Here is a 19,926-nt window from a genome sequence, read left to right as displayed (position 1 = left end):
CGCTTGCGTGTCTTCGAAATATCGTTGGTATGGCTCGGGTTAAGATGCCCGAAATACTTGCCAAAACCTTAAGGCTTGGCACCTTCTGACTTGCTGAAGGATTTAAGATATTCTGGGGCTGATGAACTTACTGGAAAACACGCTTCGTCCCCACGTTTCGTCTTTTCGCTCTCTTGCCTGAGGTTTGAAACTACGCAAGCGCCGGCGCTCGGGCAAGCCGAGTCTGCGATGAATCGTTGAACGGGTGGGGCCGGTGTGGCGGACTCGTCATGCGCGCAAGAGGGTGGCTGGGGGTAATCCCCTGATTCCTCTGGAAAATCATAAACCCGACAAACTAAACCCGGGGGACAAGGTTTAAATTTTGGGAATCTTGTAGAGGCCCGCTTGACTCAAGGGCTTACGAAAATTTGGTTAGCCGACCCCATCGCCGGAAATCGCGACCTGTCGCAACGTATTGAAATCAATAAATAAATTATGTCGTTGATGGCGGAGGTCGATACGGCGGCAACCTGCTGATGACAGTGGCGTGACACGCCTCTAATTGCGCCATGAATCAAAAAGGCCCGGCAGAGCCGAGCCTTTCGAACAGAAGATGTAGGCGTGTTACGCGGTCGCGGCTTCGCCCGTGCTCTTCACCCGGCCCGACAGGCGCGAGATCTTGCGGGAGATGGTGTTCTTGTGGAACACGCCGCGCGAGACAGCGCGCATCAGCTCGGGCTCGGCAACCTTGAACGCGGCCTGGGCAGCATCCTTGTCACCCGACAGGATGGCTTCCTCGACCTTGCGCAGGAAGGTCCGAACGCGCGAGCGGCGGTTCTTGTTGACCTCGGTGCGACGGGCGATCTTGCGCGTGGCCTTCTTGGCCGATGGCGTATTGGCCATGACTGGACTCTCTTGTCTGTGGTTGCCGGGGGCCTGCAGCCTTGGTCCGGACCGGACCAGAGCGCGAGCACATACGGCCCCTTCTGGCGCCGCCGAATATCGAGCGGCTTATAGGCAAGCCGCGCGGCCGCGTCAACATCTAACCGGACTGGCGGCAGCGCCCGATCGCGATTTTCGCCGATCAGCGGTTCCGGAAAACCGCCGGCCGCTTTTCGATGAAGGCCGCCATGCCCTCGCTCTGGTCGTCCAGCGCAAAGGTCGAGTGGAACAGCCGGCGCTCGAAACGCAGTCCTTCGGCAAGAACGGTCTCGAAGGCGCGGTTGACGGACTCCTTGGCCATCATCACCGAGGGCTGCGAGAAGCCGGCGATCTTCTCGGCCGCAGCAATCGCTTCCTTCAACAGGTCGGCCGCCGGGACGATGCGCGCGACGAGCCCGCATCGCTCGGCTTCGACAGCGTCCATCATCCGGCCGGTGAGGACGAGATCCATCGTCTTGGCCTTGCCGATCGAGCGTGCCATGCGCTGCGTGCCGCCCATGCCGGGCAGGACACCCAGCGTGATCTCGGGCTGGCCGAAACGGGCATTGTCAGCCGCGATGATGAAGTCGGCCATCATTGCCAATTCGCAGCCGCCGCCGAGCGCATAGCCGGCGACGGCGGCGATCATCGGTTTGCGGAAGCAGGCGACCTCTTCCCAGCCGCGGGCAAAATCGTCGGCATAGGCCTCGACGAAGGAGAGGGCCTGCATCTCCTTGATGTCGGCGCCGGCGGCAAAGGCTTTTTCCGATCCGGTCAGCACCACGGCGCCGATGGCGTCGTCGAGGCCGAGAAGGCGGAGGGCGTCGAGGAGCTCGGCGAGCAAGGTCGCGTTCAGCGCGTTGAGGGCTTGCGGACGGTCCAGCGTCACCAACCCGACCCGGCCGCGGGTCTCGACCCGGATCGTCTCATAGGCCATCGACCGTCTCCCTCAACTCACCGCGCGGCATTTATAGCTGAACTCTCGGCGCGCCGCATTCCGCGAGGCGCCAGATCGCAGGCGCCGAAGATAGCGGTTCGGCCGCGCCCGGCAAGCGTAGGCCCTCGCGGGGCCGCCGCGCTATCCCTGGCAGACCGGGCAGAAAAACGTCGAGCGGCCGGACTGCACCACCCGCCGCACGATGCCGCGACAACCCTCGTGCCGGCAAGGCTCGTCTTCGCGGCCGTAGACCGCGAAGCTGTGCTGGAAATAGCCGAGGGAGCCGTCGGCCTGGCGGTAGTCGCGCAGCGACGAGCCGCCGGCGGCGATGGCGTCGGCGATGGTCTCGCGGATCTGCACGGCGAGGTTGTCGAGCCGCACCGTCGGGCGTCCGTCCTTCTTCACCAGCGTGCCCGCGAGCCGGCGCGGCGACAGGCGGGCACGCCACAGCGCCTCGCAGACATAGATGTTGCCGAGGCCCGCGATGATCTTCTGGTCAAGCAGCACCGCCTTCAACGGCGCCGCCTTGCCGGCGAACAGCGGCGCCAGCAGCGCCCCGTCCAGCGCATTGCCGGTCGGCTCGATGCCGAGGCCCTTGAAATGGGGGTGCGCGGCAAGGTCGGCGGCCGGCTGCAGCGTCATGTAGCCGAAACGGCGGGGATCGTTGAAGACGATCGACAGCCGGCCCCATTGCGGCTGCTCGATGTGGAAGAGAACGTGATCGTGCGTGCGGCTCTCGGACCTCGGGTGGTGGAACACGCCGGGAGTCAGCGTGTCGTCGGAGGTCTCGATGCGGAACGAGCCGGACATGCCGAGGTGCATCGCGAGGACGAGGTCGGCGGGCGTGTCGGCGACATGGGCGAGCAGATATTTCGCCCGGCGCGACAGGCTGTCGATCCGCCGGCCCTCCAGCCGCGCGGCAAATCCGTCGGGGAGGGGAAAGCGCAGGTCCGGCCGGCGCAGCTCGACCCGGCGGATCACGGCACCCTCCATGAAGGGCTGCAGGCCGCGGCGGACGGTCTCTACCTCTGGCAATTCCGGCATGGCTGATTAAGTCCTCGGGCAGGGCATGGCGCTGCAGACATGGCCTCTTCGGCGAGGTTCCGCTAGAGGATCGGTCGAAGCCGGCCGTGGCGGGCCTTTTCCGCCGGACGAACCCGTAACGAGATGGACTTCCAATGTCGCAGAGCCGAGTGACCGGTGCCGAGGGAATGGAAACCACCTATGGCTTCCAGGCCGTGGGCGGCGCCGAGGAGAAGCAGGCGCGGGTGAACGAGGTCTTCCACCGCGTCGCCGAGCGCTACGACCTGATGAACGATTTGATGTCGGGCGGGCTACACCGGGTGTGGAAGTCGGCGATGGTGAACTGGCTGGCGCCCTCCAAGCGTCCGGGCTGGACCTTTCTCGACGTTGCCGGCGGCACTGGCGACATCGCCTTCCGCATCATTGAGGCCTCGCGTGGCGAAGCGCGGGGCACGGTGCTCGATATTAACGGCTCGATGCTGGCGGTGGGCGCCGAGCGGGCGGCCAAGCTGAAGCTCGACGACAAGCTGACCTTCATCGAGGGCAATGCCCAAAGCCTCGGCCTGCCCGATCAGAGCTTCGACGCCTACACCATCGCCTTCGGCATCCGGAACGTCCCGCGCATCGACCTTGCGCTCGCGGAAGCCTACCGCGTGCTGAAGCCCGGCGGCCGGTTCCTCTGCCTCGAATTCTCCGAGGTCGACATGCCCGTGCTCGACAAGGTCTACGAGGCTTGGTCGTTCAAGGCGATTCCGGCGATCGGCAAGGCGGTGGCGGGCGACCGCGAGTCTTATGAGTATCTGGTGGAGTCCATCCGCCGCTTTCCCAACCAGGCGAATTTCGAGACGGCCATCCGCAGTGCCGGCTTCGAGCGGGTGACGCATCGCAATTTCTCCGGCGGCATTGCGGCGCTGCATTCTGGCTGGAAGCTCTAGGGGTGGTGAACCCGCTCTCCGGCACGCTGGCGCTGATGCGGGCAGCCTACGTGCTCGCCCGCGAGGGCGTCGTCACCTCGCTGCCCGCCGATGGACTGTCGGCCGGCCCGCTTCTCGCCTATCGCCTGGCCGGCCTCATCGAGCGCAAGTCGGCGGACGAGGCGGAACGGTCGGAGAAGCTGTCGCGGGCGCTGAACCGGCTCGGGCCTTCCTACGTCAAGCTCGGCCAGTTCCTGGCGACGCGGCCGGATCTTGTTGGCCTGAAGATCGCGGGCGAACTGTCGAGCCTGCAGGACAGCGTGCCGCCGTTCCCGAAGGCGGAGGCGATCGCTGAGATCGAAACGACGCTCGGGCGGCGGATCGACGATCTCTTCACCGAATTCGGCGAGGTGGTGGGCGCCGCCTCGATCGCCCAGGTGCACCGGGCGCGCACGCGCGACCGCAACGGCGTCGAGCGCGAGGTCGCCGTCAAGGTGACGCGGCCGGGAGTGCGCGTCCGGTTCAAGCGCGAGCTCGACAGCTTCGCCTTCATCGCCCGCACGCTCGAGCGCTTCGTGCCGAGCACCCGCCGGCTGCGGCCGATGGCGGTGGTAGAGACGCTGGCGCAGTCGACCCGCATCGAGATGGACCTTCGCCTCGAGGCGGCGGCCTCCTCGGAAATGGCCGAGAACGTCGCCGACGATCCGCACTTCCGCGTGCCGGCGATCGACTGGGAGCGCACCGGGCGCGACGTCCTGACCATGGAATGGGTCGACGGCATCAAGATGAACGACGTGCGCGCCGTCGCCGCGGCGGGGCACGACCTGCCGGCGCTCGGCGTCAACGTCGTCCAGTCTTTCCTGCGCCATTCGATGCGCGACGGCTTCTTCCACGCCGACATGCACCCCGGCAATCTCTTCGTCGGCCCGGACGGCACGATCATCGCGGTCGACCTCGGCATCGTCGGCCGGCTCAGTGCGGACTCCCGTCGGTTCCTGGCCGAGATCCTCTACGGCTTCATCCGGCGCGACTATCGGCGCGTCGCGGAAGTGCATTTCGAGGCCGGCTACGTGCCGCGCAGCCAGGATGTGCTAAGCTTTGCGCAGGCGCTGCGGGCGATCGGCGAGCCGATCCACGGCCAGCCCGCCGAGACGATCTCGATGGGCCATCTCCTGACGCTGCTGTTCGAGGTGACCGAGCTCTTCGAGATGAAGACGCGTCCCGAGCTGATCCTCCTGCAGAAGACCATGGTCGTGGTCGAGGGCGTTGCGCGCTCCTTCGATCCGAAGTTCAACATGTGGGTCGCCGCCGAGCCGGTGGTCACGGAATACATCCTCTCCGAGCTCGGGCCGGCGGCGAAGCTGCGCGATGCGCGCAAGGGGCTGGAGGCGCTGATGCGCATCGCCAAGCGCCTGCCGGAGTTCGCCGACGGGATCGAAATCCTGGCGCAGCAGATGCCGGAGCTGATCGAGAACGGCATTCGCATCAACGACGACACGCTGGTCGACCTCGCCAAGGACACCAAGCTCGGCATCCTCTCCGGCCACATCGCGCAATGGGTGACGGCGCTGGCGCTGGTCGGGATCGCGGTCGGGCTGCTGATGTAGACGGCGCGCGTTGCCAGCCCTAGACTTCGCCTGATTAGGCGGGAGGATGAGGCATGGCGAGCATGACGATCCGCAACATCGACGAGCGCGTGATGCAGGCGCTGGAGGCGCAGGCGGAACGCAAGGGCGTGCCGGTCGAGGATGAGGCGCGGCGGGTTCTGGGCGACGCGGTGGAGCGGAGCTCGCCTGAGCCTGAAACTGTCGAGTGGGCCTTGAAGTTTCTTCGCAATCCCAAGAGTGGAGCGGGCCCCGGGGCCGACTTTCGGTTGCCTCCGCGCAGCAATGATCGGGAGGCGGAGCTAAAGATTCTTCTCTCCTTTGGCCAGCGACTCTCAGAGCCTTTTGACTTGAAGGTCTTCAGCGACGCCCTGTCCGACGGTACGGAGTGATCGCAATCGATACCTCCGCCTTGGTATCGGTGCTCAACAAGGAGCCCTGTGCCGAGCGCGTCCTAGCATGCGCGCTCGATGCCGACATCGTGCTGATGTCGGGCGGGACAGCGCTGGAGCTGGCAATCGTCGTGCAGGCGAAATGGGGAACCCGTGGCAGTGCCCTGAAGGTATTGCTGCTCGATCGATTGCGCGTCGAGCCGGTCGATGTCGATGCGCAGCAGGTACGCATCGCCATCGACGCCTATTCCCGTTATGGCCAGGGAACAGGCAGTCCCGCCCGGCTGAATTTCGGCGACTGCTTCGCCTATGCGCTGGCGAAGGCAAGAGACCTACCTTTGCTCTTTGTGGGAGACGATTTCGTGCACACAGACCTGCGGCAGGCGCTCGCGTGACCCTTTCCGGCCAGCGCGTCCTCCTCATCGTCGGCGGCGGCATCGCGGCCTACAAGGTGCTGGACTTGATCCGGCGGCTGCGCGAGCGCGGGGCGGCCGTGGTGCCGGTGATGACGGCGGCGGCGGCCGAGTTCGTGACGCCGCTGTCGGTCGGCACGCTCGCGGCGTCGCGGGTCTATGGCGAGCTGTTCGACCGCGAGGACGAGACGGATGTCGGGCACATCCGGCTCGCCCGCGGCTGCGACGCCGTCATCGTTGCGCCGGCGACGGCGGACCGGATGGCGCGGCTGGCGGCGGGCCTTGCCGACGATCTCGCCGGTGCTGTGCTGCTTGCGACGCGGGCGCCGGTGCTGATGGCGCCGGCGATGAACCCGGCGATGTGGAGCCACCCCGCGACCGCCCGCAATCTGCAGCAGCTGGAGGCCGACGGCATCCGCTTCGTCGGGCCGAAGGGCGGCGAGATGGCGGAGGCGAACGAGGCGGGCCTCGGGCGGATGGCCGAGCCGCTGGAGATCGTCGCCGCGCTCGAGGCACTGCTCCAGCCGGCCGCCCAGCCGCTCGCCGGCAAGCGCGTGGTGGTGACCTCCGGCCCGACGCACGAGCCGATCGACCCCGTGCGCTACATCGCCAACCGCTCCTCCGGCCGGCAAGGCCATGCGATTGCCGGCGCGCTGGCGCGGCTCGGCGCCGATGTCGTGCTGGTCTCCGGCCCGGTCACGATCCCGCCGCCTGCGGGCGTGGCGACGGTGGCCGTCGAGACGGCGCGCGAAATGCTGGCGGCGGTCGAGGCAACGCTGCCGGTGGATGTCGGCGTCTTCGTCGCGGCGGTGGCGGACTGGCGGACGGCGGATGAGGCGCCGATCAAGCTGAAGAAAGGCGCCGAGGCGCCGGCGCCGCTGGCGCTGGCGGAAAACCCCGACATCCTCGCCACCATCGGCCATCATCGTGAGCGACCGGCGCTGGTGGTCGGCTTTGCCGCCGAGACCAACGACCTCCTTGCCAACGCCATCTCGAAGCTCGACCGCAAGGGCGCCGATATCATCGTGGCGAACGACGTGTCGCAAGGCGAGGGGCGCCAGGGCGTGATGGGCGGGACGACCAACACCGTCCACCTCGTCTCTCGGTCCGGCAGCGAGCCCTGGCCGGAAATGACCAAGGAAGCGGTCGCCGAGCGCCTTGCGCAGCGCATCGCCGACCTCCTGACGGCCGCTCCGACAGCCTGAGCCGTGCCCAGCCGATCCTTCCAGCGAGATGCAAGATGACCCAGCCGATCGTTCACCTGAAGCGCCTGCCGCACGGCGCCGGCCTGCCGCTGCCGTTCTACCAGACGGCCGGCTCGGCGGGGGCGGACCTGACGGCAGCGCTCTCTGAGCCGCTGACGATCGCACCGGGCGGACGAGCGCTGGTGCCGTCCGGCTTCTGCTTCGCGGTGCCGGAAGGTTTCGAGATGCAGGTGCGGCCGCGCTCGGGGTTGGCCGCCAAGCACGGCGTCACCGTGCTGAATTCCCCCGGCACGGTCGACAGCGACTATCGCGGCGAGGTGATGGCGATCCTCGTCAACCACGGGCCGGACGCGTTCACCATAAGGCATGGCGACCGCATCGCCCAGATCGTCATCGCGCCCGTGGTGCTTGCGGCGTTCGCCGAGGCCGAAGAACTGCCGGAGACCGCACGCGGCATGGGTGGCTTCGGCTCGACCGGCGTCTGATGCCTGGCGGCGCCTCCGGGTTGGTGATCAGGCTGAGCCGATGCGGCGCGCGGAGTTCTGGTCTGCCGGGGCGGCAGTGGCCGCCGGCCCGCCGAGGGTGCGGGTCGCCCGCCCTGGGTCGCCATGCCGCTGGAACGGCAGCGGCTGGAGATTGACCAGCCTGACGCGGTTTCGCCCGCTCTTCTTCGCCCGGTAGAGGTTCGCGTCGGCCGAGCGGTAGAGCGTTTCGTAGGGCACCGCCTGCTCGAAAGTGACGCCGCCCATGCTGACGGAGAGCTGCTGCTTGTACTGCAGCGTGCCGACGCTCAGCGCGTGGATGGCAAGGCGCAGCCGCTCGGCAACCACCATCGCCTCCTCATAGCCCGCCCCGCGCAGGAGAATGCCGAACTCTTCGCCGCCGATGCGGCCGACGATGTCGTCGCGCCGCACCGAGCCCCGGAGCGTGGCGGCGATCGCCACCAGCGCCTGGTCGCCGACGGGGTGGCCGAGCCGGTCGTTGATCCGCTTGAAATGGTCGGCATCGACGATCAGCAGCGTCGAGGGCCGCTTGTCGCCGGCCCGCCGCCCAAGGACCTGGATCGCCTCCTCCACCCCGGTCTTGAAGGCCGTGCGGTTGAGGACGCGCGTCAGCCCGTCGCGGGTGGCCGCCTCGAACAGGGTGGCATTTTCGGCGGCCAGCATGCGCAGGCGGATGAGGATATAGGCCTGGACCGGCAGGGCGGTCAGGAACAAAGCGGCGATCGAGAACCACAGCGCCAGGCGCGGGGCGACGGCGGCCGACCCGCCGAAGACATGAAACGCAGCGATGAGGATGACGGCGCCCATGAGGGTCGTCAGGCCCATCACTTCCAGGCAAAGCTGGGGCAGAGCGCCCGGTCGCTTCGTCAAACCTCTGTCCTCTCAGCATCCTGCCGCATACCGGCATGACGCGCGCGTCGGGTTGCCAAAATGTGAATGGCGCGACCTCGTCCACTGGGGTCGTCAACGCGCTGTCACCTGGAAGCGGAGAATTTGCAATTAAGCGGCGGGGTGTCGTGACGAGCGGCATTGCCATGGGCCTCTGCAAGGGCAATCTGATGCCAAGGATGCCGCTCTCGGCGGAAAGCTGTTCCGCACGGCAAGGCTGCACCCGAGCCGGGAAGGCTCGGTGTTTTCGCCCGGCTGCCGTAAGATGCGGGGCGGGTCGCAGGCGGCGGCGGCAGCGAGGCCGCAGTCTGCGGCAGACGAAGTGTCGCTTGGTGCCGGTCGGACCGCGCAAGGCGAGCGGCTCGGCCGCAGGAATGAAAGCGGCGCAGCCGCGACAGAAGCGCGGCTTGGCCGCCTGACGGGGAATGGTGATGGACAAGGCTGTACAGACGGGCAAGGCCCGCACCCACGGACGCGGACGGATCTACGACTCGATCGTCGATACCATCGGCGACACGCCGATCGTGCGGCTCGACAAGCTGGCGCGGGAGAAGGGCGTGAAGGCCAATCTCCTGGCCAAGCTCGAATTCTTCAACCCGACCTCGTCGGTCAAGGACCGGATCGGCGTTGCCATGATCGAGGCGCTGGAGGCGTCCGGCAAGATCACCCCCGGCAAGACCACGCTGATTGAGCCGACCTCGGGCAATACCGGCATCGGTCTCGCCTTTGCCGCGGCGGCGAAGGGGTATCAGCTGATCCTCACCATGCCCGAGACGATGTCGATCGAGCGGCGCAAGATGCTGCGCCTGCTGGGCGCGGAACTGGTGCTCACCGAAGGCGCCAAGGGCATGAAGGGCGCCATCGCGAAAGCCGAGGAACTCCTGAAGGACATCCCGAACGCCGTCATCCCGCAGCAGTTCGAGAACGCCGCCAATCCGGAGATCCACCGGGTGACGACGGCTGAGGAGATTTGGAACGACACCGGCGGCAAGGTCGACGTCTTCATCGCGGGCATCGGCACCGGCGGGACGATCACCGGGACGGGCCAGGTGCTGAAGCAGCGCAATCCGGCCGTCCACATCGTCGCCGTCGAGCCGTCGAACTCGCCGGTGCTGTCGGGCGGAGCGCCCGGCCCGCACAAGATCCAGGGCATCGGCGCGGGCTTTGCCCCGGCCATTCTCGACCGCGAGATCTATGACGAGGTGGTGAAGGTGGACAACGACACCGCCTTCGAACTCGCCCGCCTCGTCGCCCGGCTGGAAGGCGTGCCGGTCGGCATCTCGTCCGGCGCGGCGCTGGCGGCGGCAATCGAGGTCGGCTTGCGGCCGGAGAACGAAGGCAAGAACATCGTCATCATCATCCCGTCCTTCGCCGAGCGCTATCTCTCGACCGCTCTGTTCGAGGGACTGGACGATGCCGAGCCCGAGACGCCGACGGCAAATCCGCCCCCGGCGATCTGAGCCGACGCCGCGTCCGGTCTGCCGGGCGCGGCGGGATGCCGTGAGACCTCCTGACAGCGAAGCGGCACCGGTTCCGGGACGCTGTCAGCGTCGCGAGACCCGCATCGGAAAGCCCCGGTCCGGCTGGATGGTGATCTTCTGCACCGGCCGCGGCTGGCGCTCTCCGGCGAAATCGAAGCGGAGCCGAGAGAGAAGGCTGGCGAGGATCACCACGCCCTCCAGCATGGCGAACCCCTGCCCGATGCAGACGCGGGGCCCGAGGCCGAAAGGCAGGTACTGGAAGCGCTCGATGCTTTCGCGCCGGCCGGGCAGGAAACGATCGGGGATGAACGAAGCCGGGTTCTGCCAAAGCGCCTCGTGCCGGTGGATAAGCCAGGGCATTACGAGCACCGAGGCGCCGGCCGGAATGACAAGATCGCCGACGCGGTCCTCGGCGATGGCGGTGCGGTTCAGGGAGGGCGCGGGGGGATAGAGCCGCATCGCTTCCTCGAAGGCCGCACGGGTGTGCACCAGCGTCGACGGCCAGGTCACGGGGTCATCCAGCCCCGGCAGCAGGCGGTCGAGTTCGTCCTCGACCTTGGCGCGTTCCTCCGGGGCCTGGCTGAGGAGGTAGAGCGTCCAGCCGACGGCGCGCGCCGTGGTCTCGTGCCCGGCACCGATGAAGGTGATGATGTTGTCCTCGATCGCCTGGCGCGACAGCCCGTCGGCCTTCAGCAGCAGCGTCAGGAAGTCGGCCGGCGCCGCAGCGGGATCCTGCGTCACCAGCGCCTGCCGCCGGTCGATCGTATCAGCGATGAGCTTGCGGAAATAATGCTGCGAGCGGCCGGAAAAGAGCCGTGTCGGCCGCGGCAGGAAGGCCGGGGCGCCCAGGAGATCGAGCGGATCGACGCGGCCCATGCGGCCGAGGAAGCGCTCCATCGTGGCGGCAAACTCCAGCGGGTCGCCGGCGATGTCGTCGGAGAACAGCGTCGCTTGCAGGATGTCGTAGGTCAGGAGCGTCATCTGGAAGGCGGCGTCGATCCGCCCGTCCGGCCGGGCCGCGAGATCCTCTGCGAAAGCCTCGGTGCGCGCCCGCATGACCGGCGCGAAGGCCTCGATGTTGCGCGGCGTGAACACCGGGGCCAGCGCCTTGCGGGTGCGCTTCCACAGCTCGCCCTCGGCGGTCAGCAGGCCATCGCGCAGGACGGGGCGCAGGAGCCGCTGGCGCAGCGGCTGCATGACGTAATTGCGGGCGTTGTCGACCATCACGTGGCGGACCGCCACCGGGTCGTTGACGATCACCGTCGGCACCTTCAGCCAGTTCGCGACGACATAGGGCTGGCGGTACGCTTCGGCGCTCCACAGCTCCAGCGGATTGCGCGCCGCGGTAAGGAGAAAGCCCGCCAGCCCAAGGTGACGCGCCTGCGGCAGCGGGGCGGGCGCGCGGAAGGGGATCGGCGACATGTCCATGGTGAACCTCCACAACGCCAGATAAGGGCCCCAGCGCCAATGGTCGAGCGCCCAGCTTGCGGCAAATCGCCGTGTGGTGAACGGCGTGTCAGCCGGTTCGGCCGGCGCGGCAGCGGTCATAGGCGAGGGCACCGGCATCGCGGGCCTGCTGCGCGGCAAACATGTCGCTGCCGAAACCATCGCCGCTGTCGCGGTTGCCTTCGTACTGGTTCGATGCCGTTTGCCTGGCATAATTGCGGCAGAAGGCCTCGGAGCCGCGCGGATGCGGATTGCCCGAGACGCTGGCACCCGACAGGCGGGCTCCCGGATACGGCGTGCCGCCGGGATAGGGGGTCGTGCAGGCGGTGAGAAGGCCAGCGGCGATGAGCGGGAGAAACACCTTCATGGCGACATCCATTCGAGAGACCGCTCGATCAACTGGCGTCGGACCCGTCCGTTCCGGCCTTCGTGTTGCAGCGGGCTCCCGGCGTGCCTTGAGGCTGATCCTGGAAAGCTTGGTCCGGCGTGCCGTGCGGCAGGCGCAGCGTTAAAGCCTGGACTGGCGCGCCGGGCAGGCGGCGCGGCAAAGCTTGGATTGAGCGGCCGGAGCAGTTATATCAATGGTTCCGGAACGCTTTCGAGCGTTCGAGAGCGTCGATTCGGCGCAGAGTTTCCGGACCGCCCGAGCCCAAGGAATTCCATGTCAGACGAAGACCAGACGAACCCCGGTGAAATCGCCGAATACGGCGCTGATTCCATCAAGGTTTTGAAGGGCTTGGATGCGGTTCGCAAGCGTCCCGGCATGTATATCGGCGACACCGACGACGGGTCGGGCCTGCACCACATGGTCTACGAGGTGGTCGACAACGCCATCGATGAGGCGCTGGCCGGGCACGCGACGCTCGTTACCGTGACGCTGAACCCCGACGGTTCCTGCTCGGTGACCGACAACGGCCGCGGCATCCCGACCGATATCCACACCGGCGAGGGCGTTTCGGCGGCCGAGGTCATCATGACCCAGCTGCATGCTGGCGGTAAGTTCGACCAGAACTCCTACAAGGTCTCCGGCGGCCTGCATGGCGTCGGCGTCTCGGTGGTGAACGCACTCTCGGTCTGGCTGAAGATGAAGATCCGCCGCAAGGGCGAGATCTTCGAGATGAGCTTCACCCACGGTGTTCCGGACTCGCCGCTGATCGCGACGGGCGTCGCCGAGAACGGTGAGACCGGCACGGAGATCACCTTCCAGCCATCGCAGGAGACCTTCACCAAGGTCGAGTTCGACCTGCCGACGCTGGAGCACCGGCTGCGCGAGCTGGCCTTCCTGAACTCCGGCGTGATGATCGTCCTCACCGACCGCCGCCATGTCGACGAGAAGCGCGTCGAGCTGTTCTACGAGGGCGGCCTCGAGGCCTTCGTGCGCTACCTCGACCGCGCCCGCAAGCCGCTGATCACCGATCCGATCGTGCTGCATGGCGAGAAGGACGGCATCGTCGTCGAGGTCGCGATGTGGTGGAACGACAGCTACCAGGACACGGTGCTGTGCTTCACCAACAACATCCCGCAGCGCGACGGCGGCACGCACATGGCGGGCTTCCGCGGCGGCCTGACCCGGCAGGTGACCGGCTATGCCGAAAGCTCCGGCACCCTGAAGCGCGAAAAAGTGCAGCCGACCGGCGACGATTGCCGGGAGGGGCTAACCTGCGTGCTCTCGGTGAAGGTGCCGGACCCGAAATTCTCCTCGCAGACCAAGGACAAGCTGGTCTCCTCCGAGGTGCGGCCGGTGGTCGAGAGCCTCGTCAACGACAAGCTGCACCAGTGGTTCGAGGAGCATCCTGCCGAGGCGAAGGTGGTGATGGCGAAGGTGGTCGAGGCCGCCGCCGCCCGCGAGGCGGCGCGCAAGGCGCGCGAGCTGACGCGGCGCAAGGGCGCGCTCGACATCTCCTCGCTGCCCGGCAAGCTCGCCGACTGCCAGGAGCGCGATCCCGCCAAATCCGAGATCTTCATCGTCGAGGGTGATTCCGCCGGCGGCTCGGCCAAGGGCGCCCGTTCGCGCCAGAACCAAGCGATCCTGCCGCTGCGTGGCAAGATCCTCAACGTCGAGCGCGCCCGCTTCGACCGGATGCTGGCCTCCGACCAGGTCGGCACGCTGATCACCGCGCTCGGCACCTCGATCGGCAAGGACGAGTTCAACGCCGACAAGGCGCGCTACCACAAGATCATCATCATGACGGACGCCGACGTCGACGGCGCCCATATCCGCACGCTGCTGCTCACCTTCTTCTTCCGTCAGATGCCGGAGCTGATCGAGCGCGGCTACATCTACATCGCCCAGCCGCCGCTGTTCAAAGTGTCGAAGGGCAAGCAGTCGCAGTATCTGAAGAACGAGAAGGCGCTCGAGAACTACCTGATCGAGGGCGGTCTCGACGACGCCATCCTAACCTTGTCGACCGGCGAAGTGCGCCGTGGCCGCGATCTGCGCACCGCGGTCGACGACGCGCTGGCCGTGCGTTCGGTGCTCGCCGGCCTCCACAGCCGCTACAACCGCGCCGTGGTCGAGCAGGCGGCGATCGCCGGCGCGCTGACGCCCGCCGTCGCCGACAGCGCCGCCGAGGCCGCGCCGATCATCGAGAAGATCGCCCGTCGCCTCGACGAGATCGCCGAGGAAGGCGACGGCCCCTGGACCGGCGAGCTGACGGACGCCGGCGGCTACCGCTTCAGCCGCACCGTGCGCGGCGTTCTCGAGGTCGAGAATCTCGATGCGCCGCTGATCCACTCCGGCGACGCAATCGCGCTGCACCGCATCGCGGCGCGGCTCGGCGATCTCTACGACGGATCACCGGTCCTAAAGCGCAAGGAGACCGAGCGCTCGCTCTCCGGCCCGCTGGAACTCCTCACCGCGGTGTTCGAGGTCGGCCGCAAGGGCCTGTCGCTGCAGCGCTACAAGGGCCTCGGCGAGATGGATCCCGAGCAGCTGTGGGAGACCACCCTCGACCCCGAGGTGCGCTCGCTGCTGCAGGTCAAGATCCAGGACGCCACCGACGCCGACCTCCTGTTCTCCCGCCTGATGGGCGACGAGGTCGAGCCGCGCCGCGAGTTCATTCAGGAAAACGCCCTGCAGGTCGCGAACCTCGACATCTGACGAGGGCCACTTCCGGCGGGTGTACAGGAGCGCGGCGGCGAACGCCCGGGCAAGCCGGGCTGCTGCCTCCGTGGATTAATTGCCTTCCGCGAACCGCTTGCCGTTATGGCTAAGCTTGGTCCTCGCGCCGATGATGGCGCTCAACGCGGCTTCCAGCCGAGCAGGCGCATGGCGTTGGCGGTGACGAGGACGGTGGCGCCGGTGTCGGCGAGGATCGCCGGCCAGAGGCCGGTGATGCCGGCGATGGTGGTCACGAGGAACACCGCCTTCAGCCCGAGCGCGATGGCGATGTTCGTGCGGATGTTGCCCATGACGCTCTTCGACAGTGCGATCATGTCGGGGATGTCCATCACCCGTCCGTGCAGGACGGCCGCGTCCGCCGTTTCCAGCGCGACGTCGGTGCCGCCGCCCATGGCGATGCCGATGTCGGCGGCGGCAAGCGCCGGAGCATCGTTGATGCCGTCGCCGACCTTGGCGACGGTAAAACCTTCCGCCTGAAGCTCGCGGACGATGCGCTGCTTGTCCTGCGGCAGGAGCTCGGCCCGCGCCTCGATCCCGAGGCCTTCCGCGACGGCCTCGGCCGTGCGCCGGTTGTCACCCGTCAGCATGATCGTCTTGACGCCGGACGCCGTCAGGCGCGCAAGGCCCGCCACCGCGTCCGGCCGGGCCTCGTCGCGCATGGCGAGAAAGCCGGCGATCGTACCGGCGACGACGACCACGGACACCGTCTTGCCCTCGGCATTGAGCGCTGAAATCGCGGCCTCGTCGCTAGCCGAGAGGGGAACGCGCCTTGCGGCTGCCTGCGGCGATCCAAGGAATACCCGTTCGCCGCCAACGCCGCCCTCGACGCCTTCTCCGGCAATTGCGTTCGCGTCGAAGGAGGGCGGGGCCGGTACCTTGTCCGTCTTCGCGCGGTCGAGGATCGCCATGGCCAGCGGATGGCTCGAGCCTCGCTCGAGGGCCGCCGCCAGCGACAGGACCTGCGCCCCGGAACGGCTGCCCGCGACGATGTCGGTGACGACGGGCTTGCCGGCCGTCAGCGTTCCCGTCTTGTCGAAGGCGATGGCGGTGATCCGGCCAAGCGTTTCGAGGACCGCGCCGCCCTTCATCAGGAGGCCGCGGCGGGCACCTGCCGACAGGCCCGCGGCGATGGCGGCGGGCGTCGAGATCACCAGCGCGCAGGGGCACCCGATCAAGAGGATGGCAAGACCCTTGTAGATCCACTCGTCCCAGCTCCCGCCAAAGGCAAGCGGCGGCAGGACGGCGACGGCAAAGCCGACCAGGAGTACCGCGGGCGTGTAGACCTTGGAAAAGCGGTCGATGAAGCGTTCCGTCGGCGACTTCGACTCCTGCGCCTCTTCGACGAGGCGGACGACGCGGGCGATCGTGTTGTCGGATGCCGCCGCGGTGACGCGAACGCGCAGCACGGACCCCGCATTCACCGTGCCGGCGAAGACGGGGTCGCCGACCGCCTTGCGCTTGGGCACGCTCTCGCCGGTGACCGGCGCCTCGTCGACCTCTCCTTCCCCCTCCACGACGGCGCCGTCGGCCGGAATGCGGTCGCCGGGCCGCACCAGAATGGTCGATCCGACGGCAAGGCTTTCGGCGGGCACCTCCGTCGTCTGGCCGTCCGTCTCGAGGAGCGCCGTCTTCGGCACGAGGGCGGAGAGGCCCTGGATGCTCGCCCGCGCGCGGCCGGCAGCGACCCCCTCCAGCATCTCGCCGACGAGGAACAGGAGGACGACCGTCGCAGCCTCTTCCTCGGCGCCGATGAAGACGGCGCCGATTGCGGCGATGCTCATCAGGGTCTCGATCGAGAACGGCGTGCCGAAACGGGCGGCGGTAACGGCGCGCCAGGCGACGGGAACAAGGCCGACGGCGAGCGCCGCCAGGAAGGCCGGCCGCTCGAGCGCGGGGGAGAGATGGCCGAGGACGTAGGCGGCGACGAGCGACAGGCCGCAGGCCGCGGTCAGCCGCGCCTTGCGCGTCCGCCACCAAGGCAGAGCCGCCTCGCTCGGATCCTCATGAACATGCCCTGGGTGACCGTCGGCTGCGGGATGGCTCGCGGACGTCGATCCCCGGTCGACCAACGGCTCGGCGCCGTAGCCGAGGTTGCGCACCTGCCGCACGACGGCGCTCCCGTCGAAGCCCTCGGCGTGATCGACCTTCACCGCTCCCGCGGACACCGAGACGGCGACGTCCTCGACACCCGGCAGCCGCCGGATCGCGGTGTCGACCTTGTTGCCGCAGGCCGCGCAGTCCATCCCGGTGACCCGGTAGCGGCTTTCGTGTTTCACGGCGCTCATGGCGCTCTCCTTGCATCATCGTCGATGCAGGCCTACGTCCTCTAGTGGCTAGAGGAGCAAGCGGAAAATGACGAAAGGCGTTCCGATCGGGGCGGCATCGCGGGCGAGCGGCATCAAGGTGCCGACGATCCGGTACTACGAGCAGATCGGCCTTCTCCCGTCGCCGCCGAGGACCAACGGCAACCGCCGCTTCTACGACGCCGCCGACCTGCGTCGGCTCCGCTTCATCCGGCACGCAAGGGAGCTCGGCTTCGAGATCGATCCGATCCGCGAACTCCTGGCGCTCGCCGGTGAGCCGGACGGTCCGTGCGAGAGCGCCGACAGGATCGCGGCCGCGCACCTGGCCGACATCGACCACAAGATCGCCCGGCTGACCGCCTTGCGCGGGGAGGTCGCGCGGATGGCGGACTGCTCGAACCATTCGGTCGCCGGGTGCCGGGTCATCGAGGTGCTCGGTGATCACGGGGAATGCCAGAGCGAGCATATCAGCGAGAAGGCGGCCGGCGCACTGCAGCGGCCGCTGGCCCCCGGCGCTGCGGCTCCCGCGGTACCGCCATCACCCCGGCATCGGATCTGCTGACGTCGACGCCATTTCGGTCGGGGCTGGACCGACTGTCCTGATTCTGCCGACCGTCACCGCCTTGCCGTCGCAGACGGTGTCGAGCGTCTCGTCCGTCACGGCGGATGCGGCGCTTGTTGGGTCCGGAAGCCTGCCGATCATGGCCGGCCCGACGGCATCGCCGTCCGGTTCAGCCGCGCCAGCCGCCGCGGCAGCTCGCGTTCGAGCGCGGTGCGCCGGAATGGGGTCAGCTTCTGCCACGTCTTGATCTCCTCCCGGCTGCGACCGCAGCCGTGGCACCATTCGTTCCGGGGATCGAAGAGGCAGACGTCGGTGCAGGGGGAGGCAGCCTTCGGCATGGGGGTGATCGACCTCGTTGCCGTCGACGGCGCGGCGGTGCCGGGATCCTGTAGACGTTTTTCCCGAGATAGGGTAGGGGGCACCCTATGGCACACCTGTCGAAAGACCTCGCAAAGCTCGTTGCCCGCATCCGCCGCCTCCAGGGGCAGCTGGATGCCGTGGCGCGGGCGCTCGAGACCGACACCCCCTGCGGCGAGGTCCTCCAGCTCGTCGCCTCGATCCGCGGCGCGGTGAACGGGCTGACCGTGGAGCTGATCGAGGACCATGTGCGCCACCACGTGGTCGATCCCGACGCCGAGGAAGATCCCGACAAGGCCAAGGGCGCCGCCGACCTCCTGGCGGTGCTGCGGACTTATCTGAAGTGAGAAAGCACGCCATGACGGACCTGCCGGTTTCCAACACCACCCACCGCCATGATTTCCTCGGCGGGAACCACGGGCGCAACGAGCGCCGCGTGCGCGCCGTGATCGTGCTGACCGTCGCCATGATGGTGGTCGAGATCGCCGCGGGCGTTGCCTACGGCTCGATGGCGCTGGTCGCCGACGGGCTGCACATGTCGACGCATGCGGTCGCCATGCTGATCGCGGCTGGCGCCTACTTCTATGCCCGCAAGCATGTCGCCAACCCGCGCTTCACCTTCGGCACGGGCAAGTTCGGCGATCTCGCGGGCTTTGCGAGCGCGGTGATCCTGGCGCTGATCGCGGTGTTCATCGCCTATGAGAGCTTCCTGCGCCTCGCCAGCCCGGTGCCGATCTCGTTCGGGTCGGCGATCGGCGTGGCCGTGCTGGGCCTTGCCGTCAACCTCGTCTCGGCCTGGCTCCTGAAGGACGACCACGCGCATCACCATGGGCATGGGCATGAACACGGCCACGGCGACGGTGAGGGGCATGGCGCTCATGGCGGCGGCGGGCACGACAACAACCTTCGCGCCGCCTATGTCCACGTGCTGGCGGACGCGCTGACCTCGGTGCTCGCGATCGCCGCGCTGGGGCTCGGCAGCGTCTATGGCTGGATCTGGCTGGATCCGGTGATGGGCATCGTCGGGGCGCTGGTCATCGCCCGCTGGTCGTGGGGCCTCGTGCGCGACGCCGGCGGCGTGCTGCTCGACTATGTGCCGGAGGGCGAGGACCTGCCGGAGGAAATCCGCGAGGCGATCGAGGTGGACGGCGACAAGATCACCGATCTCCACGTCTGGCAGGTCGGGCCCGGCCATCACGCGGCGATCGTCTCGATCGCGACGGAGCGCCCGCGCCCGCTCGGTGCCTACCGCGCCAAGCTCGCCCACATCCACGACCTGTCGCACCTGACGGTCGAGATCGACGCCCGGTCGCAGGCCGCTTAGGCGCCCACGACGTATGGGAGCGCGGCGACGGCAGCCAGCCTCAAGGCCGGCCGCCTGCGTGATGCCTTGACGCGGCGGTGAGGCGCACACCGTCTTTCCTCCACGATCCGCGGCCTGGCCCGGACGCTCGGGTCACAGAGCGTCCTCTCTGAATTCCGATCCGGCGCACGGCGCCCCGCGGACCGCAAAAGAGCCCCATCGCCGGCGGTGAGGGACGGTTGGCGGGTCGTCTCGTCGATCCTTACGGCTTCCTTATGCCGGGCCCCCACATTCCGTATCGAGAGCTTATGCGGGACGGCGTAGCTATCGGGGACCGCATCAAGGAACCCGAACCATGGACATCGTTTATCTCGCCGTCGGCATCGGCTTCTTCGCCGTGATGGCGGGCTATGCCCGCTGGGCCGCGAAGGCCTGAGCCATGCTAGATCTCATCCTCGGCTCATCCGTCGCCCTCGGGCTGCTCGGCTATCTCGTCTTCGCCCTCGTGCGTCCCGAGAAGTTCTAATCCCGCGCCGACATGTCGCTCGTCCGCATCCCCGCGCCGCCTGGCCCG

Annotated in this window: 19 protein-coding genes and 1 pseudogene; 12 read left to right on the top strand and 8 right to left on the bottom strand. The window is 67.9% G+C overall.

The window, feature by feature from the left end; translation table 11 throughout:
- Window positions 1–603: 603 nt before the first annotated feature.
- From rpsT to mutM, 3 genes are all read right to left on the bottom strand, one after another.
- A complete protein-coding gene (rpsT, locus tag ACZLZQ_RS04040; protein WP_472934411.1) occupies window positions 604–882 on the bottom strand; it encodes a 30S ribosomal protein S20 in 279 nt (92 codons plus the stop codon).
- Between the two features lie 181 nt (window positions 883–1,063).
- Window positions 1,064–1,837 carry an enoyl-CoA hydratase gene (locus ACZLZQ_RS04035; RefSeq protein WP_472934412.1) on the bottom strand — a complete coding sequence of 258 codons (774 nt, stop codon included), beginning with the start codon at window positions 1,835–1,837 and terminating at the stop codon, window positions 1,064–1,066.
- Between the two features lie 141 nt (window positions 1,838–1,978).
- Window positions 1,979–2,881: a bifunctional DNA-formamidopyrimidine glycosylase/DNA-(apurinic or apyrimidinic site) lyase gene (gene mutM / locus ACZLZQ_RS04030; RefSeq protein ID WP_472948264.1), complete on the bottom strand. Its 903-nt coding sequence runs from the start codon at window positions 2,879–2,881 to the stop codon at window positions 1,979–1,981.
- A gap of 134 nt (window positions 2,882–3,015) precedes the next feature.
- Between mutM and ubiE the strand changes: the two genes are divergently transcribed.
- The 6 genes from ubiE to dut are packed head-to-tail and all read left to right on the top strand — an operon-like array spanning window position 3,016 to window position 7,873.
- Window positions 3,016–3,795, top strand: coding sequence for a bifunctional demethylmenaquinone methyltransferase/2-methoxy-6-polyprenyl-1,4-benzoquinol methylase UbiE (gene ubiE / locus ACZLZQ_RS04025; RefSeq protein WP_472934414.1), 780 nt, complete (start codon window positions 3,016–3,018; stop codon window positions 3,793–3,795).
- 5 nt (window positions 3,796–3,800) lie between these two features.
- Window positions 3,801–5,381, top strand: coding sequence for a 2-polyprenylphenol 6-hydroxylase (gene ubiB, locus ACZLZQ_RS04020; protein ID WP_472948263.1), 1,581 nt, complete (start codon window positions 3,801–3,803; stop codon window positions 5,379–5,381).
- Window positions 5,382–5,434: 53 nt separating this feature from the next.
- Complete coding sequence (locus tag ACZLZQ_RS04015) at window positions 5,435–5,770, top strand: FitA-like ribbon-helix-helix domain-containing protein (protein ID WP_472948262.1); 336 nt, start codon at window positions 5,435–5,437, stop codon at window positions 5,768–5,770.
- The gene (locus ACZLZQ_RS04010; protein WP_472948261.1) at window positions 5,767–6,165 is read left to right on the top strand and encodes a type II toxin-antitoxin system VapC family toxin; all 399 of its coding nucleotides are present in this window, start codon (window positions 5,767–5,769) and stop codon (window positions 6,163–6,165) included. The genes ACZLZQ_RS04015 and ACZLZQ_RS04010 overlap by 4 nt, the downstream gene beginning before the upstream one ends.
- Window positions 6,162–7,388, top strand: a complete 1,227-nt coding sequence (gene coaBC, locus ACZLZQ_RS04005; RefSeq protein ID WP_472948260.1) for a bifunctional phosphopantothenoylcysteine decarboxylase/phosphopantothenate--cysteine ligase CoaBC — start codon at window positions 6,162–6,164, stop codon at window positions 7,386–7,388. Before ACZLZQ_RS04010 ends, coaBC begins: the two co-directional genes overlap by 4 nt.
- 35 nt (window positions 7,389–7,423) lie before the next feature.
- Complete coding sequence (gene dut, locus ACZLZQ_RS04000) at window positions 7,424–7,873, top strand: dUTP diphosphatase (protein ID WP_472948259.1); 450 nt, start codon at window positions 7,424–7,426, stop codon at window positions 7,871–7,873.
- Between the two features lie 27 nt (window positions 7,874–7,900).
- Here the strand turns inward: dut and ACZLZQ_RS03995 are convergent, their stop codons facing one another.
- Entirely contained in the window at window positions 7,901–8,761 is an 861-nt protein-coding gene (locus ACZLZQ_RS03995) for a GGDEF domain-containing protein (protein WP_472948258.1), read from the bottom strand.
- 449 nt (window positions 8,762–9,210) lie between these two features.
- On the opposite strand from ACZLZQ_RS03995, the gene cysK reads away from it, so the two are divergent.
- The gene (gene cysK / locus ACZLZQ_RS03990; protein ID WP_472948257.1) at window positions 9,211–10,239 is read left to right on the top strand and encodes a cysteine synthase A; all 1,029 of its coding nucleotides are present in this window, start codon (window positions 9,211–9,213) and stop codon (window positions 10,237–10,239) included.
- An 84-nt stretch (window positions 10,240–10,323) separates the two neighbouring features.
- Here cysK and ACZLZQ_RS03985 read toward each other — a convergent pair whose 3' ends face one another.
- A complete protein-coding gene (locus ACZLZQ_RS03985; RefSeq protein WP_472948442.1) occupies window positions 10,324–11,688 on the bottom strand; it encodes a cytochrome P450 in 1,365 nt (454 codons plus the stop codon).
- Between the two features lie 88 nt (window positions 11,689–11,776).
- The gene (locus tag ACZLZQ_RS03980; RefSeq protein WP_472948256.1) at window positions 11,777–12,073 is read right to left on the bottom strand and encodes a hypothetical protein; all 297 of its coding nucleotides are present in this window, start codon (window positions 12,071–12,073) and stop codon (window positions 11,777–11,779) included.
- Window positions 12,074–12,367: 294 nt separating this feature from the next.
- On the opposite strand from ACZLZQ_RS03980, the gene gyrB reads away from it, so the two are divergent.
- Window positions 12,368–14,806 carry a DNA topoisomerase (ATP-hydrolyzing) subunit B gene (gyrB, locus tag ACZLZQ_RS03975; protein ID WP_472948255.1) on the top strand — a complete coding sequence of 813 codons (2,439 nt, stop codon included), beginning with the start codon at window positions 12,368–12,370 and terminating at the stop codon, window positions 14,804–14,806.
- A 140-nt stretch (window positions 14,807–14,946) separates the two neighbouring features.
- On the opposite strand, the gene ACZLZQ_RS03970 is transcribed toward gyrB, so the two are convergent.
- Window positions 14,947–17,112: a heavy metal translocating P-type ATPase gene (locus tag ACZLZQ_RS03970; protein WP_472948254.1), complete on the bottom strand. Its 2,166-nt coding sequence runs from the start codon at window positions 17,110–17,112 to the stop codon at window positions 14,947–14,949.
- Between the two features lie 67 nt (window positions 17,113–17,179).
- Here ACZLZQ_RS03970 and ACZLZQ_RS03965 point away from each other — a divergent pair.
- Window positions 17,180–17,593: pseudogene (locus ACZLZQ_RS03965) on the top strand (MerR family transcriptional regulator); the annotation flags it as partial.
- Between the two features lie 236 nt (window positions 17,594–17,829).
- Here ACZLZQ_RS03965 and ACZLZQ_RS03960 read toward each other — a convergent pair.
- Window positions 17,830–18,030 carry a DUF1289 domain-containing protein gene (locus ACZLZQ_RS03960; RefSeq protein WP_472948253.1) on the bottom strand — a complete coding sequence of 67 codons (201 nt, stop codon included), beginning with the start codon at window positions 18,028–18,030 and terminating at the stop codon, window positions 17,830–17,832.
- Between the two features lie 87 nt (window positions 18,031–18,117).
- On the opposite strand from ACZLZQ_RS03960, the gene ACZLZQ_RS03955 reads away from it, so the two are divergent.
- From ACZLZQ_RS03955 to kdpF, 3 genes are all read left to right on the top strand, one after another.
- Entirely contained in the window at window positions 18,118–18,396 is a 279-nt protein-coding gene (locus tag ACZLZQ_RS03955; protein ID WP_472948252.1) for a metal/formaldehyde-sensitive transcriptional repressor, read from the top strand.
- Between the two features lie 11 nt (window positions 18,397–18,407).
- Window positions 18,408–19,373 carry a CDF family Co(II)/Ni(II) efflux transporter DmeF gene (gene dmeF / locus ACZLZQ_RS03950; RefSeq protein ID WP_472948251.1) on the top strand — a complete coding sequence of 322 codons (966 nt, stop codon included), beginning with the start codon at window positions 18,408–18,410 and terminating at the stop codon, window positions 19,371–19,373.
- 418 nt (window positions 19,374–19,791) lie between these two features.
- Window positions 19,792–19,878: a K(+)-transporting ATPase subunit F gene (kdpF, locus tag ACZLZQ_RS03945; RefSeq protein ID WP_472941125.1), complete on the top strand. Its 87-nt coding sequence runs from the start codon at window positions 19,792–19,794 to the stop codon at window positions 19,876–19,878.
- The last annotated feature ends 48 nt before the right edge of the window (window positions 19,879–19,926 follow it).

This window comes from Mesocryomonas lacus, assembly GCF_055730105.2.
This window is presented reverse-complemented; position numbering and strand designations above follow the sequence as displayed.